The organism is Acinetobacter sp. 231_lipA (assembly GCF_058243005.1).
In genome coordinates this window covers 1-16696 of sequence record NZ_JBZAYU010000002.1, presented here as the reverse complement: position 1 = coordinate 16696, position 16696 = coordinate 1, and the positions used below count along the sequence as shown (strand labels likewise).

Below are 16696 nucleotides of genomic sequence, written 5' to 3'. Positions count from 1 at the left end.
TCAAGAATAGCTTTGTGCAACAAAGCCCATTTCACCTAATGATGTAAACACATTTCTCTAGTTTGCTTTTGAGCAAATTTAAGCGCTTTAGGATTATTTTTAATCGCAGCTAAACAAAACTCTACATTCTGTTTTTCGATATATTGTAGGAGCAATCCATTTTTACTCACTAATTCCAAATCACGCTCATAAGATGAATAATATAATCTGCGAAATTCCATATCACTAAGCCTAGTTCATTGCTATATTACACCATGAACCGTACCGGGTTTGTCGGAAACTTTTTTATTTAAGTTAGGCCACCTGACCTAACGGGTTAATCTTATCATAGTACATTGCTTCAAACCCAAAAGGCGATACATAATCCAGTGCATCAAGCACCATATCAGTATTCTTACGTGTTGATACTTTCCAGCCAACACTTGCACATGAAAACACATCAATAATAAATGCAGTTTAGACCCAACCTGAATGAGTTTGAATATACGTGAAGTCAGAGACCTGAGATACCGTCATGGTAGTCAATCAGGTTTTGAGATTATTCGACTAATAAATAATCTCTTCGATAGGCAGTACTCAATGGGATGAGCGCAGAAGCCTTTGAGACAGCTTCAAAATGAGGCTGTCTCGTGTCTAGGATACTGGGAGTTGTCCAGTCCTGATTGGTTAAATATTTAAAATGGCGGATTAAACATCGCATAAAGAACAGTTAATGCCGCGGCAATTATGTAAAACCGAGCTGCGTGCGCTATTTTGATTGGTACCGGGTCCTTCTACCAGAGGCCCTGCAAGTTGTTCGGCGCCAGAAGAGGGGCGCCATTTGCTTTTCATATTAATTTGCTGATGGCCAGTAATCATCGGCTTAGCTAAAGTCTGCTGTTGGCAATAATTACATTCAATCGTATCGGTTGAGATACGGGCAATTGGAACCCGTTGTTCAAAAATTCCCTCGCAATGCTCACAACGGAAATCATATAACGGCATTTCTGTACTCCTATAGCACAAAGGGCTCAAATTAAAAAGACGGGTAGCCGAAGGCTTTAGGTTGGATGACTACCCGTTGTGAAGCTAAAACAACAATAAACTGTAAAACTAGCGTTTATGCCCCCAGAATTTGTCATCGTTCAGCGCACCTTGAGGCAGGATGTTCTGTTCGAAAATTGAAGTTGGCAGAGATACGGTACATGCACAGTTTGGAATATCCACGATACCGCCGATACGGCCTTCAACTGGTGCCGCAGTCAGTAACATATACGCCTGTGAGCCGGTAAAACCAAAATTCTCAAGGTATTTAATCGCTTTTAAACACGCCTGACGATAGGCCACAGTGGCATCCAGATAGTGGTTTACGCCATCTTCAACGCTGATGCCTTCAAAGGTCAGCCACTGGTCATAAGCCGGACGGACATTACTTGGCACAAAGATTGGAGAATCGATATTGTATTTTTCCATACCGCCCTTGATCAGATCGAAGCCCACACGGGTAACACCATCCATTTCGATCGCGCCACAGAAACCGATTTCACCATCTCCTTGAGAGAAGTGCAGATCGCCCATCGAGAAGCCAGCACCTTTCTGATAAACAGGGAAGTAAATACGGCTACCGGCTGCCAGGTCTTTAATGTCCGTATTTCCGCCATGTTCACGTGGTGGAACAGTGCGCGCAGCTTCTGCTGCCATACGGTCGAATTCAGCACCTGTTACGCCACGCAGAACAGCAGTACGCGGATCAGGCGGATTAGCCTGACCTTTAGGCACCAGTAAAGCTTCACGGCGATTCCATTCCTTTAGCAAATCATGCGATGGCAAAGTTCCCATCAAGCCAGGGTGTTTTAAGCCAGCAATACGCACGCCCGGAATATGACGTGAAGTCGCAAATAAGCCTTTTAAGTCCCAGATAGCTTTGTCAGCTTCAGGGAAATAGTCAGCCAGGAAGCCACCGCCATTTTCCTTGGCAAATACGCCAGAGAAACCGACATCTGAAATTGGCTGAATGTCGAGCAGGTCGATTACCAGCAAGTCACCTGGCTCAGCACCTTCTACATAGAAAGGTCCGGTCAATGGATGGGCACGGGTCAGGTCGACATTTTTGACATCAGAAATGTCATCGGTATCTTTAATCTGCGCATCCAGGAAATCCAGACTTTCAATCAGGATTTCTTCACCCGGTTTTACCGAAGTCAGAAATGGCAAATCTGGATGCCAGCGGTTATGTCCAATTTCCGCCTGTTCTGCCAGCGGAACCCCTGGTTTAATTTTAATATGTTGCATGGTTTATCCCCTGTGTTGAGGTCGAATAAAGCTAGTTTTTGATGTTATTGCCCGTGTCATCCATGATGAACAGCGGATCTTCGATCACGCTTTCAACCGGAACTGACTGAACCTGGATCGCTTTGCCGTCATAATCAATGATGATCTGACCGGCTTCTGGATGCTGAATAAAAAACCTGGCGAGTTGTGGCTCAACCAAAACCCGAAAACGGCGACTCAAGCCTCGTGCTCCGAAACGAACATCGTGTCCGGTAGACAGAAACAGGGTGGCAGCGGGTGTAAGTTCAACCGTGCGGCTCTGCTTGCGGAGTCGCTGATTCAGTTTCTCGATTTCCAGGCTGACCAGTGTTGGCACGAAATTAGCTTCTACCGCTTCATAATTCAGAATGCGTTCAATACGATTCAGAAACTCTGGATCAAATTTCTTGTACAGGGCGCGTTCGGTAATCTGGCTGTCATCCAGTTTGGCCAGTCGGGCCAGTTTCTGAATAGGTTTTGGAAGCTTGGCCAGCTGTCTTAAGCGTGCCTGAGCATCTTTGGCGCCGACGTTACTGGTCATAAAGATCATGCAGTTTTTGAAATCCAATACTTTGGTACCCGCGGTCAGCTTTAAGGTTCCGGTTTCCAGAACGTTGAGCAGACCCCGAATGACTTCGGTACTGGCTTTTTCAATTTCATCAAACAGCACAATACCTGGCTTGGAAAAACTGCCCTGAATATGGGCTTCATCAAACAGGGTATTGCCTTCTTTAGAGCCGACATAGCCTGGAGGGGCACCTGTCAGTGCTGCAGCATAATGTTCCTGTGCCAGTGTGTTCATGTCGATCCGGCAGAATGCATCTGGCTTGCCATGGATCGCCTCAGCAATCAGCCGAACCGTTTCGGTTTTCCCCACACCCGTCGGTCCTAGCATCAAGGTGACTGCCAGTGGCCGGGTAGGAACATTAAAATCTGCCTTGACGGTTAAGAGCATGTTTTCAATTTCATCCAGTGCGGCACGCTGCCCAATGATATGACCACGGACATGCTGCATGACTTTTTCAGGATCAAAGCTAAAGCGAGAGGTACGTGCAATACGTTCTTTGCTCTGCATCTCATAACGCTGTTTGGCCAGAGTTTCCTGATTGGCACTGATGCGGTCGCTGGCAAATGTCATATCGAATACCTCCTCTCAGACCAAACTTAAGATGCTTCTTTTTCCAAGCCTTCATGTGGCAGATTGCCGATTGGGCATTCCGCAACGCCGATGGTAGAGCGGGTAATTTTTTCCACGTTCTCTTGCGCTTTTTGAGCATCCAGAACCCAGGTCTTGTAGAAGTCGAAAGGACAGTCTGCAACGCCTCTATCGCCGTCACCATTGTTATAGACACCGGTATAACCGCGGTGCAGCAATTTAAATAAATGGTTTTGTGACTGGTCGTATTTACGTGCATCACGAATTTCATGCAGTGACAATTGTGCGTATTGGATGCCATTTTCTTCCGTACCACATTCACCCAAGGTACGGCCGTCGAAGCCGACTACCGCAGAGTGACCGAAATAGGTGTAAACGCCGTCGAAACCGGTACAGTTGGCAACAGCAACGTAAACGTTATTTGCCCATGCCATGCATTTCGACATGTTGATCTGCTGATCTGCAGCCGGGTACATATAGCCTTGGCAACGCACGACCAGTTCAGCGCCTTTCATGGCACAGTCACGCCAGATTTCTGGATAGTTACCGTCATCACAGATGATCAGTGACATCTTGATGCCCTTCGGTCCTTCAGTCACATAAGTGGTATCACCTGGGCACCAGCCTTCAATCGGGCACCATGGGATAATCTTGCGGTATTTCTGAACGATTTCGCCCTTGTTATTGATCAGGATCAAGGTGTTATATGGCACCTTGTTTGGATGTTCCTCATGTTGTTCACCGGTAATTGAGAACACGCCCCAGACGTTGGCTTCAATACAGGCTTGCGAGAAAATCGCGGTTTCATCGCCTGGAATGGTGGCAGCGGTTGCCATCATCTCGTCATGGTCGTACATAATGCCCATGGTGCTGTATTCAGGAAAAACAATCAGGTCCATACCTGGAATACCCTGTTTAATTCCTTTCAACATTTCAGCAATTTTATACGCGTTATCAATTACTTCTGCTTTGTTGTGCAGACGAGGAATTTTGTAGTTTACAACTGCTACACCTACTGTATCTGGGCTGCTTGAGATATCACCGTGACGCATTCAAATTTCTCCAACTCTTTTATCGATTCAACTTTATGATTCAAGTGTCGCTTGAAATACGTTGCAGCAAAATACGTTGAATTGCGTATATGGATGCGTAGACTGGAAGAAATTTTTAAATGTGAATAATCAAATAAAATATTTAAATACAATTCTGGGATATTAAGTGAAATAGATATTAAAAATCCCCGACGAATCGGGGGGGAATTATAGCCAGATTAAACCAGCAATATTAAACAGAAAGATACTTACTGATGGTGGTCTCATCGACATTTTCACGGACATTTTCATAAGCAAAGCGACCCTTGTCGATCACCAGGAAGCGATCGGCCATCGCCATGGTGAAACTCAGCACCTGTTCAGAGACCACAATGGTCAGATCACGCTGGTCACGGATTTCTTTCAGAGTTCTGGCAATGTCCTTGATGATAGAGGGCTGAATCCCTTCCGTCGGTTCATCCAGCAGCAGTACTTTAGGGTTAGTCGCTAAAGCACGGGCAATTGCTAATTGCTGTTGTTGTCCACCCGATAAGTTTCCACCTTTACGTTTGCGCATATCCCAAAGCACAGGAAACAGCTCATACAGGTCATCCGGGACTTTGCCGTGCGCAGAAGCCGGTAAACCGGTCTGGATATTTTCCAGTACGGACATGGTGGAGAAAATCATCCGGCCCTGCGGCACATAAGCCACACCATTTTCTACGCGCTGGTAAGGATCCAGTTTTTCCAGATTTTTGCCATCCAGCTTGATTTCACCTTTAGTATTTTTAATATCGCCGATTAGGGTTTTGAACAGGGTGGTTTTACCCATGCCGTTACGGCCCATGATCGCTACAATTTCCTTCGGCTGGATCTTCAGTTCCAGGTCGTGAATCACCTGACTTTGTTTATATCCTGAACACAAAGCATTAATTTCTAATAATCCGCTCATAGTGGTCTCCTTAGTGTCCCAGATAAACTTCAATCACTTTCGGATCATTTTGCACATCGTCCATTTTGCCTGCTGCCAGAATTTTACCCTGGTGCAGTACCGTGACTTTGTCCGCAATGGTTTTGACAAATTCCATGTCATGTTCAATCACCAGCACAGAACGTCCTTTGCTAATCTCCCGCAACAGTTGCGCCGTCTGCTCACGCTCTGACACACTCATCCCTGCGACAGGTTCATCCAGCATGAGCAGCTCTGGGTCTTGCATGAGTAACATGCCAATTTCCAGCCACTGCTTCTGGCCATGAGAGAGCAGACCGGCGGAGGTATCCAGCAGATCAGTCAGGAAAATCTTGCCAGCAACTTCACGAATACGCTCATCGACATCTTTGGTGCGTCTGAAGAACAGCGCACCAAAGACATTACGGCCACGCGGGAAGGACATTTCCAGGTTGTCATAGACTGACAGATTTTCATAAATATTCGGGTTCTGGAATTTACGCCCAACCCCTTTACGGACAATATTGAACTCTTTCAGTTTGGTCAGTTCAATATCATTAAACTTGATCGTACCTGAAGTTGCTTTGGTCTTGCCACAGATCAGATCCAGCACTGTGGTTTTGCCGGCTCCATTGGGACCGATCACCACATGGACTTCGTTTTTATCCAGATAGAAGTTGAGATCACTGACTGCCTTGAAACCGTCGAAGGACACGGTGAGATCTTCAATGACCAGCACCGGTTTATTCATTTCTACGCCGACTTTATTCATTTCACGCCTCCTTCTACAATTGGATTGATCGTTTTATCCGGATCACTACTTGGCGGTGGCGAAGTGCTGTCGATCGGTTTCTTTTTCAGGAACAATGGACGGACATATTTTTCATACAGACCCGCTAAGCCATTCGGTAAGAACATGACTACACCGATGAACAATGCACCGAGGAAATACAACCATACTTCAGGAAAGGCTTCAGAGAAGTAAGTTTTACCCAGATTCACCAGAACAGCACCATACACTGCCCCAATCAGTGACAGACGACCACCGACTGCAGCTAAAATGACCATTTCAATCGAAGGTACGATGCCGATAATCGTTGGTGACATGAAGCCGACTTGCAGGGTAAACATCGCACCACCAATAGATGACACCACAGCTGCGAAACAGAAAATGAATACTTTGTACATGGCCACGTCATAGCCAGAGAAACGTACACGTTCTTCTTTGTCACGCATCGCAGAAAGTAGACGTCCGAGTTTAGAACTGAGGACAAAACGGCTGATCATGATCACTGCAATGAGCAGCAGGGCATTGATGTAGTACAGGACATATTTGGCTTCATCGGTACGGATATCCCAGCCATGCAGGGTTTTCAGGTCTGTAATCCCGTTAATGCCGCCAGTGAAACCTTGTTGACCAATAATCAGAATGGTCAGGATCGCTACAATGGCTTGCATGATGATCGAGAAGTACACATCACCGACACGACGGGTAAACATCGCGAAACCGATGATGAAGGCAAGCAAGATTGGAATGATGATGATGGCAAACAAAGTAAACCCGAAGCTATGGAAAGGTTCCCAAAAGCCTGGCAAGCTGGTGATCTGGTTCCAGTCCATAAAGTCTGGAATTCCTGGCGTGGTTTGCGCTGCTGTAGATTGCATGTCTGAAGCTTCAAGTTTCAGGAACATGGCCATGCAGTAGCCGCCAATGCCAAAGAAAATCCCTTGACCTAAACTTAAGATACCACCGTGTCCCCAGCACAGAACCAGGCCGATTGCGACAAAAGCAAAAGTCAAATATTTACCCATCAGATTCAGACGGAAAATATCCAGGAACATTGGCATGACTAGCAGGATCAGTACGGCAAGAATCACCAGACCAATCGCACCTTCTTTACCGCCTAAAAAGGCATTCATTAGATTCTTCATAATATCTCTCCTGAATCCCTATTTACGTACTTTGATTGAGAAGAGACCCTGAGGACGCAGCATCAGGATAATAATGACTGTAGCCAGTGTCAGGACTTTAGCGACAGAACCAGAAAGGAAGAATTCCAGAATAGATTGTGCTTGCGCGATACTGAATGCGGAGGCAACGGTGCCAAGCAAGCTTGCAGCGCCGCCGAAGACCACTACTAAGAATGTATCGACGATATACAGCGAACCGGCTGTAGGACCAGTAGAACCGATGGTTGTGAAGGCTGCACCCGCAATACCTGCAAGCCCACAACCCAAGGCAAAGGTTAAGCTATCAACACGTTTGGTATTGATCCCGACAGCACCACTCATAAAGCGGTTCTGGTTGGTTGCACGAAGCTGTAAACCCCAGCGTGAACGGTAAATCAGAAAGTAGACAAATGCAGTAACACAGAGGGTAACGCCCATCAGGAACAGACCATTGATAGGAATATCGATGGCTTCCGTCGGTTGATAAGAACCCATTAACCAGTCAGGTAAAGTCGGGCTGACTTCCTTAGGGCCGAAAATAGAACGGAACAGCTGCTGCATGATGAGGCTTAAGCCCCATGTTGCAAGAAGTGTATCGAGTGGCCGTTGATAGAGCCGGCTAATCATGAGCCGTTCCACCATGTAACCGATAATGCCTGCTGTGAGGAAGGCTGCAATGATTGCAATCAGGAAATAATAAGGTAGGAGTTGAGGGAAAAAACTTTCAGTCAGTGTGGAAATAAAAAATGTCGTATATGCACCAATGGTCAGAAACTCACCATGTGCCATGTTAATTACGCCCATTTGCCCAAAGATAATTGCAAGGCCGAGCGCCATCAATAACAGCACACAGAACACAGAGAGACCATTAAAGCCTTGCATGGCAAATATTGCACCGAATTCTGCAAATGATAGATCCATCGCATCATCCTCCAAGCTTTAAAAAATTGTGTGGAATAAAAAGATCAGGAGAATGGCTTCCCCTGATCATGTGGCTGTTAACTCAGTAACCTTTAGGGAATGGGTTTGGTTTGATTAGACCTTTAGACTCGTAAACAACCTTGAACTGACCATTTGGTTGCACTTGACCAATACGTGATTTGCTCCATAAATGGTGGTTTGGGTCAATTTTTACGTAGCCTTCAGGCGCGTTTTTCATTTCTAGGCCTTTAGATGCGGCAGTCACTTTCGCGACATCGAAGCTACCGGCTTTTTCAACTGCTGCTTTCCATAACCATGGACCCAGGTAAGCGGCTTGTGTTACGTCACCTACCACCGCTTTAGGGCCATATTTCGCTTTAAAGGCTTTTACGAATGCAGCATTATTGGGGTTATTCAGGCTTTGGAAATATTTCATTGAAGAGTAGAAGCCCTTCATGTTTTCGCCGCCAATCCCCAGCAATTCATCTTCAGTCACTGAAAGGGTAAGCAGTGTCTGTTTGTCGCCTGTTACGCCCGCAGCTTTCATTTGTTTGTAGAAGGATACGTTTGAACCGCCCACGACTGCTGCAAAGATGGCATCTGGTTTACGCAATTTGGTTTTGTTGATGAGGGAGCCGAATTGAGTGTGGCCTAATGGATAGTATTCTTCGCCAACCACTTTACCTTTCAGTACTTTTTCGATGTGGGTACGGGCAATTTTCATGGTGGTACGTGGCCAGATGTAGTCAGAACCAATCAGATAGAAGGTTTTGGCTTTTTTCTCTTTTGCCAGCCAGTTCAATGCTTCAATTACCTGTTGAGTTGCTTCCTGACCTGTGTAGATTACGTTTTTAGATTGTTCTAAGCCTTCATAGAAGGTTGGGTAATAAAGTAGAGAGTTATTGCGTTCAATAATCGGCAATACGGCTTTACGAGAGGCAGAAGTCCAGCAACCGAAAATTGCAGCAACACGGTCTTTTTCAGATAATTTACGTGCTTTTTCTGCAAAGGTTGGCCAGTCAGAAGCACCATCTTCCTGAATAATTTTGATCTGTCGACCAAGTACACCGCCCTTTTTATTGATCTGTTCAATGGCCAGACGTTCTGCCTGGATTGAACCGGTTTCAGAAATTGCCATGGTACCGGTTGCCGAATGCAGCTGGCCCACATATACAAACTTGTCATCTACTTTAAGTTTCGTGGTATTGACCTTTGCCGTTGCAGGTACGCTGGCATTGGTCAGTGCGGGTGCCAGCAAGAATGGAACAGCAAGTAAACCTGCCAGTAATCCAGATGTCTTTACTTTTGATTTTAAGCTCATGTCGGGTTCCCCTATAGAATTAGATGTGCTGATGCGCTTAATCATTGGTTTGCGCTTGGTATGCAACTAAGCCTAAGGGGAGTTAAAAATTGAGCATATACGTCACTTTACGTATACAGCATTCGGTCGGATTATTTTTAGATACTGATAGGATGGGCATAGTTATTGCATTGTAATAGCAGATATTTAGCTTTATTTGATCTGTATGGACCCAACAGCGAATACCAGTCAGGCACCTCAGCGCGTCATTCATACCCGACGTAAATACAATACCTGGGTGGTCGATGAAAGTATTGAGGATTACGCCCTGCGCTATGCGCCTAAATCCGTCAGGAAATGGTCGCTATGGACAGTGACCAATACGGCGCTTGCGGCTGTCAGTTTCCTGGCAATGGAGACACTTGGAGCAACCATGCTCTGGCAATACGGTTTCAGTAATGCTTTCTGGGCACTGGTGGTTGTGGCGATTATCATTTTCCTGACCAGCTGGCCGATTGGTTATTATGCTGCCCGTTATAATGTCGATATTGATTTACTGACCCGTGGTGCCGGATTTGGTTATATTGGCTCCTCCATTACCTCGGTCATTTATGCCAGTTTCACCTTTATCTTTCTCGCCTTTGAAGCCGCCATCATGGCGCTGGCATTGGAGCTAGGCTTAGGCGTACCCCTGAGTATTGGCTACCTGATTTCAGCACTGGTGATTTTGCCATTGGTGGTCAAAGGCATTGGCTTCATCAATAAGGTGCAGGCTATCACCCAACCACTCTGGTTATTTCTGCTTTTATTACCATGGTGCTTTGTGTTGGTGAAACAACCTGATTTGATCAGCAATCTTGCATTCATCGAGGGCGCAAAAAGTCAGAGCGCTGCCTTTAATCTGTCTTTTTTTGGTGCATCTTGTACGGTGCTATTTGCCTTAATCACTCAGATCGGAGAACAGGCGGATTATCTGCGGTTTTTACCCGATAAAAAACATATTCAGCGTAAATGGAATTGGGCAGTCTTTTTAGGTGGACCAGCTTGGATTCTAGGCGGATTTATCAAGATATTCATGGGTATGTTACTTATGGCGCTGGCAATGCAGTATCTGGTTGCCGATTCCGAACTGAGTAACCCCAATTATCTGTACTGGATTGCCTATCAACAGGTGGTCAATCATCCCAGCATCGCTTTATTTCTGACTGTTCTATTTGTCTGCGTCGCTCAGATCAAGATTAATGTTACCAATGCCTATGCAGGGTCATTGGCTTGGTCGAACTTTTTTGCGCGTCTGACGCATAGCCATCCAGGGCGCGTAGTCTGGCTGGTATTCAATATCTTTATCGCTTTGCTGTTGATGGAACTTGGGGTAATCCATGCGGTGGAGCGTGTGCTTGGCTTATACAGTAATGTGGCCCTTGCTTGGATCGGTGCCATTGTTGCGGATCTGGTGATCTGTAAACCACTGAGACTGAGTCCAAAAGGAATTGAATTTCGACGGGCCTATTTATATGACATTAATCCGGTTGGAGTCGGTAGCCTGATCATTGCATCGGTCTTATCCATGCTGTGTTACTGGGGAGTTTTTGGAGAGATTGCCCGGTCCTTGGCCGGCTTTATCGCACTCGGTACGGCGATGTTATGTGTACCGCTAATTGCCTGGTTTACCAAAGGTAAATACTACTTGGCACGTCAAGAAAAGCCTGAGCTGAAGTTGGTCGAAACCCAAACCTGTGTAGTCTGTGAGCATGATTATGAAACTGCAGACATGGCCAGTTGTCCAGCCTATAGCAGTCAGATCTGTTCTCTGTGCTGCACGCTTGAAGCACGTTGTCATGATCTGTGTAAGCCGCATGCACGCTGGTCTTCACAGCTAAGAGTTTTTGCAGCCTGGTTCCTGCCGAAATACTGGGTACAACATATTAATACCCGCTTAAGTCTGTATATCCTGCTGATTTTTGTCTTGGGCGTGGTGTTGGCAGTTAGTCTGAGCCTGATTTATTTACAGGAGTCTGCCAGCCTGGGTGCTTTGTCACAGCAGCAGGATGCGCTGACAATGCTGTTCGTCAAAATCTATGCCGTACTGTTCCTGCTACTGTGTGTAGCCGCCTGGTGGTTAGTGCTGAATGATGAAAGTCGACGTCAGGCACAGCTGGAAAGTAATACCCAGACTCAACTGCTGATGGATGAGATTGAAGCGCATAAAGTTACCGATCGCCAGTTGCAGGATGCCCGCATTCAGGCTGAAAAGGCCAATGAAGCCAAAAGCCGCTATGTGATTGGCATCAGTCATGAATTACGAACACCGTTGAACAGTATTCTCGGTTATAGCCAGCTACTGCAGAAACAGGAAAAACTGTCTGAACAGGGCGAATCTGCCCTGGGCGTGATTAGCCGGAGCGGTCAGCATCTGACTTCTCTAATTGATGGTCTGCTGGATTTGGCACGGATTGAAACTGGTAAGATTTCTTTGGAAAATTCCAATATCGACCTGCCAAAATTTCTTAAACAGATCGTGCATATATTCGAGCCACAGTTTGCCCAAAAGCAGCTGAAGTTTGATGTGGAGATCAGTAGTAAGATTCCACAGTATGTCCGTATTGATAAAAAACGTCTGGAACAGATACTGATTAATCTGTTGGGTAATGCTTTGAAATTTACCCTGGAGGGGGGAGTCAAATTTAAGGTCGATTACCGTTTTCAGACTGCTTATTTTGAAATTCAGGATACCGGTTGTGGGATTGCTGAGTCGGATGTTGAGCGGATCTTCCAGCCTTTTGAACGTGGCCGTAATGTAGTACAGGGCAGCTTTGCCGGCACGGGTTTAGGGCTGCCAATCGTGAAGCTTCTGGTCGATATTCTTGGTGGCGAGCTGACCCTGAGTAGCCAGTTAAAACAGGGTTCAGTCTTTAAAATAAAACTGTATTTGCCTTCTAAATCCCTGATCCATCCGATCGCTGACGTTGCCTCTAATACTGTAACCAGTTATACCGGAGAACGCCGTAAAATACTGGTGGTTGATAATGAAGCGACCGACCGTGGCCTGGTTCTGAATTTTCTTAAACCCTTAGGTTTTATTTTAGAAGAGGCAGAATCAGGTTTAGCCTGTTTGCGTCAGGTTCCAGAATTTAATCCTGATCTGATTTTGATGGATTTAAGTATGCCTTTACTGGGCGGCTGGGAAACGGCGAAATTGCTGCGCCAGAATAAAATCACCAATGTACCGATTATTATTATTTCCGCAGATGCTAATGAGCGGATGATTAATCCGGAAACGGATGTATTGAATGAAGACTTTTTAGTAAAGCCGGTCGATCTCAATTTATTATTAAACAAGATTGGCGATAAGCTGGGCTTAAGCTGGCTTCATCAGCATGAGCAGCAGACAGAACAAGAACAGCCTTCTGATCAGAAAGCACAGATCTCCACGCTAGTGGTTGAAAGCGAAAATGAATTGAACCCATCCATTTCATTGTTGAATGTGGCAGAGGTGGTCATTCAGTTGGAACAGTATTTAAGTATTGGTTTTATCCGGGGGGCAAAAGATGTCCTGCATGAATGTGGACAGCACTTTGAACAATATAACGATATATGGCATCAGATTGAGCAGGATTTAAAACAATTTGATTTTAAAAGAGCAATTCAGCGACTTCATGAGCATGCAGATGTGCTGAAGTAGGGGTAAGGTGGACATGTTGGAAAGTATTTTGATTGTGGATGATATACCTGAAAATCTAAGTCTATTGCATGAGAGCCTGGATCAGGCTGGCTATCAGGTACTTGTGGCGACCAATGGATTTGATGCAATTGAAATTGCGCATCGCATTCAACCCGACATGATCCTGCTCGATGGCAGTATGCCGGAAATGGATGGCTTCGAAACCTGCACCCAGCTTAAGGCCAGTCCAGTAACCGAACATATCCCGGTGATTTTTATGACGGGTCTGACTGAAACCGAGCACATTCTTAAAGGCTTTCAGGCAGGTGGGGTAGATTACGTAACCAAGCCTTTAAATATTGATGAAGTTCGGGCGCGGGTAAAAACTCATTTATTGCAGGCGCGTCTGATGCATCAGCAGCGACAAATGCTGGATGCAACCGGCAGTGCGATTCTATCGTTGAATCTGGAAGGTGAAATTATCTGGCAGACCCCAATCGTCAGTGAATTACTGAAATATCATCAGGTGGATGTACAGCATTTTCAGTCCAGTTTAAATCAGTGGCTACAGGACTTGCTCAAGCAGCCAGATCAAGCACACTTACTGCATGGTCAGTATGGTCATGGCCATCAGCAGTTACAACTTAACCTGCTCGCCAAACTGTATGCAGGCCATATCTCTAAACATGTTTTGGTACAGTTGAAAGAGCAGACCCAAATGCCGAGCACAGAGGAAATCGCGCAGGCCTGTCCAAACCTGACGCCGCGTGAAGCAGAAGTGATGCATTGGGTCACGATGGGGAAGACCAACCGGGATATTGCCGAGATCCTGCAACTCAGCCCGCGGACGGTGAACAAGCATCTTGAGCATGTCTTTGAAAAGCTCTATGTAGAAACACGGACGGCTGCGGTATTGCATGTCATGTCAGCTTGTCAGAATCAGGCAGTGGCTTAGTTTTCCCTTAGTAGAGGAATCTTTGGAGGATTTACGACCTCATCCTAACTGATATGTGCTGAAAAAACAGGAGGTTTTAAATTGGTAAACTATACATACTCATCATGATTTTAAGCAGCCATTGAAGAAGAAGTTGATCAAGGTTTTGGAGAATCCTCGCATTCCCAAAAACAAGCTGTCAGGACATCCTAATCGCTACAGATGTTATTAATACGGGTTTATGAAGGGCACGAACAACATTTTCAATATGTGTTCCAACTTTACTGGAATCATGCTCGGTTTCAGTCCCATGCTTCCCCATAATAAGAACTCGAATGTCTTCTTCCATTCCCATAATTGTTGCTAAAAGACTGCCGTGGCGTTGAAAACTTTGAGCATCAATAGAGAACTTCTCCAATAGATAATTCTTTGCTTCCCGAAGAAGAATTTGGCCATGCTCTAGCTCAATCTTCCCCTTACGCTCTTCAAATTCAACCAACTCATTTAGTAAGGTTTCTCGACTTCCCAAGCCGATTGCACCGCTTAAATCTTGTGGTGCTTTCGCTTTTGGCTTATCAATAACATGTAATAACTTAAGCGGTGAACTAAGTTTATCGCTAAACCAAGCTGCATAATCACAAACGGTATTTGTTGCTAATGATCCATCAATACATGCAATAATTTTTGACATAATTCATCCCTCTTAGTGGCTATTTAAGCGATCTAAAGCATCTGGCTTATCATGGATACCAAACTTATCGACTAATGTTTTACTGGCTTCATTCATTCCAATAAGTTCGGCTTCTGTTCCTTCACGTCTAAACTTAATGACCACTTTATCTACAGCAGCGACCGCAGACACATCCCAGAAGTGAGCCTGACTAACATCAATCACAACTTTTGAAAGTGCTTCTTTGAAATCAAATGCAGAAGTAAATTTATCTGATGAGCTGAAGAACACTTGACCTGTTACCGTATAAATACGGGTATTTTCAGGTTCATTAAATTCAGACTGAATTGCCATGTAGCGTTCAATTTTATTGGCAAAAAATAATGCAGAAAGAAGTACACCAACTAATACGCCATAAGCCAAGTTATGTGTCGCAACGACCACGATGACTGTAACGATCATCACAATATTGCTAGATAGGGGATATTGGCGAATATTGCGTAGTGAATCCCAGTTAAATGTTCCGATTGAAACCATGATCATTACGGCAACCAGTGCAGCCATTGGAATGACTTTGAGCCAGTCACTGATAAACACCACCATAATTAACAGGAAGACCCCCGCACTAAAGGTAGATAAACGGGTACGACCACCAGATTTCACATTAATAATTGATTGACCGATCATGGCACAGCCTGCCATTCCGCCTAAAAAGCCTGAAGCAATATTGGCAACGCCTTGTCCTTTACACTCACGGTTTTTATCACTATTGGTATCTGTTAAATCGTCGACAATCGTTGCTGTCATCATAGATTCAAGCAAACCCACGGCAGCCAAGCCTAGTGAATAGGGCAAAATAATCGCTAAGGTTTCAAGATTTAAAGGGATATCAGGAAGCAAGAAAATTGGAAGAGTATCTGGTAATTGCCCCATATCACCGACGGTTCTTACATCTAAACCAATCAATAAGGCAAAGAGTGTAAGTAGGACAATACAGATGAGGGGAGAGGGTAAAAGTTTCCCTATTACTGGGATATAAGGGAATAGATAAATAATAGCTAAACCGCCAATTGTCATCGCATAGACATGCCATGTCACATTGGTGAGTTCAGGTAATTGAGCCATAAAAATTAGAATAGCCAAGGCATTTACAAAGCCAATCACGACTGACTTTGATACAAACCGCATTAAGGCCCCTAATTTTAGATAACCGGCTAAGATTTGAATAAATCCTGTCAATATTGTGGCTGCTAATAAGTATTGCAGACCATGCTCTTTAACCAGTGTGACCATTAATAAAGCCATGGCACCTGTTGCAGCGGAAATCATACCAGGACGACCGCCCACAAAAGCAATCACAACAGCAATACAGAATGAAGCATATAGCCCCACTTTAGGATCGACGCCTGCAATGATGGAAAAAGCAATTGCTTCAGGAATTAGAGCCAAAGCAACGACTATACCCGCAAGGACATCCCCGCGAATATTGGAGAACCATTGTTCTCGAATATTGGATAACATGAAAATAGCCTACTTTTTTAAATTTTAGGAAAGGCTAGTGATGTGATATATGACACACAAGCTACTACACCACATCACTAGACAGTGATGAGTTATTTACTGATTTAAGAGGTAAATAAACTTAAGGTGGCGTAAGTGTCATATTAAGAAAGATATCTGTTTTGGAGGATTTCGGGGGCAATGATAGCAGTTAGATCCTTTTCTATCCACCCTAACCGCAGTATTGAAGTAAAAGGGCTTTGTTGCACAAACCTAGCATATAAGGCACTGTTGCAAATAGAAATTTGAGTCGATGGTGTTCCCTTTAAAAAGTA

Annotated in this window: 13 protein-coding genes and 3 pseudogenes; 3 read left to right on the top strand and 13 right to left on the bottom strand. The window is 44.9% G+C overall.

Annotated elements, in window-relative coordinates:
* Positions 1 to 35: 35 nt before the first annotated feature.
* The 11 genes and pseudogenes from AC4CUX_RS18405 to urtA form a co-directional block, all read right to left on the bottom strand.
* On the bottom strand, positions 36 to 221 hold the full coding sequence (locus tag AC4CUX_RS18405; RefSeq protein ID WP_490792637.1) for a DUF4116 domain-containing protein: 186 nt from the start codon (positions 219 to 221) through the stop codon (positions 36 to 38).
* Between the two features lie 73 nt (positions 222 to 294).
* A pseudogene (locus AC4CUX_RS18400) lies at positions 295 to 501 on the bottom strand (DDE-type integrase/transposase/recombinase); the annotation flags it as partial.
* Positions 502 to 687: 186 nt separating this feature from the next.
* On the bottom strand, positions 688 to 984 hold the full coding sequence (locus AC4CUX_RS18395) for an FmdB family zinc ribbon protein (protein ID WP_001131903.1): 297 nt from the start codon (positions 982 to 984) through the stop codon (positions 688 to 690).
* A gap of 108 nt (positions 985 to 1092) precedes the next feature.
* Positions 1093 to 2271 (bottom strand): formamidase, encoded by a 1179-nt coding sequence (gene fmdA / locus AC4CUX_RS18390; RefSeq protein ID WP_001163819.1) that lies wholly within the window; start codon positions 2269 to 2271, stop codon positions 1093 to 1095.
* Between the two features lie 31 nt (positions 2272 to 2302).
* Positions 2303 to 3427, bottom strand: a complete 1125-nt coding sequence (locus AC4CUX_RS18385; protein ID WP_004756669.1) for an AAA family ATPase — start codon at positions 3425 to 3427, stop codon at positions 2303 to 2305.
* A 26-nt stretch (positions 3428 to 3453) separates the two neighbouring features.
* Entirely contained in the window at positions 3454 to 4497 is a 1044-nt protein-coding gene (locus AC4CUX_RS18380; protein ID WP_004756671.1) for an aliphatic amidase, read from the bottom strand.
* A gap of 232 nt (positions 4498 to 4729) precedes the next feature.
* Positions 4730 to 5428, bottom strand: coding sequence for an urea ABC transporter ATP-binding subunit UrtE (urtE, locus tag AC4CUX_RS18375; RefSeq protein WP_004756673.1), 699 nt, complete (start codon positions 5426 to 5428; stop codon positions 4730 to 4732).
* Between the two features lie 10 nt (positions 5429 to 5438).
* Positions 5439 to 6197, bottom strand: a complete 759-nt coding sequence (gene urtD, locus AC4CUX_RS18370; protein ID WP_001045039.1) for an urea ABC transporter ATP-binding protein UrtD — start codon at positions 6195 to 6197, stop codon at positions 5439 to 5441.
* Complete coding sequence (urtC, locus tag AC4CUX_RS18365; protein ID WP_002032120.1) at positions 6194 to 7357, bottom strand: urea ABC transporter permease subunit UrtC; 1164 nt, start codon at positions 7355 to 7357, stop codon at positions 6194 to 6196. Before urtC ends, urtD begins: the two co-directional genes overlap by 4 nt.
* Positions 7358 to 7375: 18 nt before the next feature.
* Positions 7376 to 8296 carry an urea ABC transporter permease subunit UrtB gene (urtB, locus tag AC4CUX_RS18360; protein ID WP_004756678.1) on the bottom strand — a complete coding sequence of 307 codons (921 nt, stop codon included), beginning with the start codon at positions 8294 to 8296 and terminating at the stop codon, positions 7376 to 7378.
* Between the two features lie 82 nt (positions 8297 to 8378).
* Positions 8379 to 9617: an urea ABC transporter substrate-binding protein gene (gene urtA / locus AC4CUX_RS18355; RefSeq protein WP_000054105.1), complete on the bottom strand. Its 1239-nt coding sequence runs from the start codon at positions 9615 to 9617 to the stop codon at positions 8379 to 8381.
* 205 nt (positions 9618 to 9822) lie between these two features.
* Here urtA and AC4CUX_RS18350 point away from each other — a divergent pair, with 205 nt between their 5' ends.
* The 3 genes and pseudogenes from AC4CUX_RS18350 to AC4CUX_RS18340 form a co-directional block, all read left to right on the top strand.
* Positions 9823 to 13278, top strand: a complete 3456-nt coding sequence (locus tag AC4CUX_RS18350) for a hybrid sensor histidine kinase/response regulator (RefSeq protein WP_490792636.1) — start codon at positions 9823 to 9825, stop codon at positions 13276 to 13278.
* Positions 13279 to 13291: 13 nt separating this feature from the next.
* Positions 13292 to 14212, top strand: a complete 921-nt coding sequence (locus AC4CUX_RS18345) for a response regulator (RefSeq protein WP_004756682.1) — start codon at positions 13292 to 13294, stop codon at positions 14210 to 14212.
* A 112-nt stretch (positions 14213 to 14324) separates the two neighbouring features.
* Positions 14325 to 14423 (top strand): annotated as a pseudogene (locus AC4CUX_RS18340) (type II toxin-antitoxin system RelE family toxin); the annotation flags it as partial.
* Here the strand turns inward: AC4CUX_RS18340 and AC4CUX_RS18335 are convergent.
* Both AC4CUX_RS18335 and AC4CUX_RS18330 read right to left on the bottom strand, forming a co-directional pair.
* Positions 14412 to 14882 (bottom strand): annotated as a pseudogene (locus AC4CUX_RS18335) (universal stress protein); the annotation flags it as partial. The pseudogenes AC4CUX_RS18340 and AC4CUX_RS18335 overlap by 12 nt on opposite strands.
* Before the next feature lie 12 nt (positions 14883 to 14894).
* Positions 14895 to 16382 carry a SulP family inorganic anion transporter gene (locus tag AC4CUX_RS18330; RefSeq protein WP_490792635.1) on the bottom strand — a complete coding sequence of 496 codons (1488 nt, stop codon included), beginning with the start codon at positions 16380 to 16382 and terminating at the stop codon, positions 14895 to 14897.
* Between the last annotated feature and the right edge of the window lie 314 nt (positions 16383 to 16696).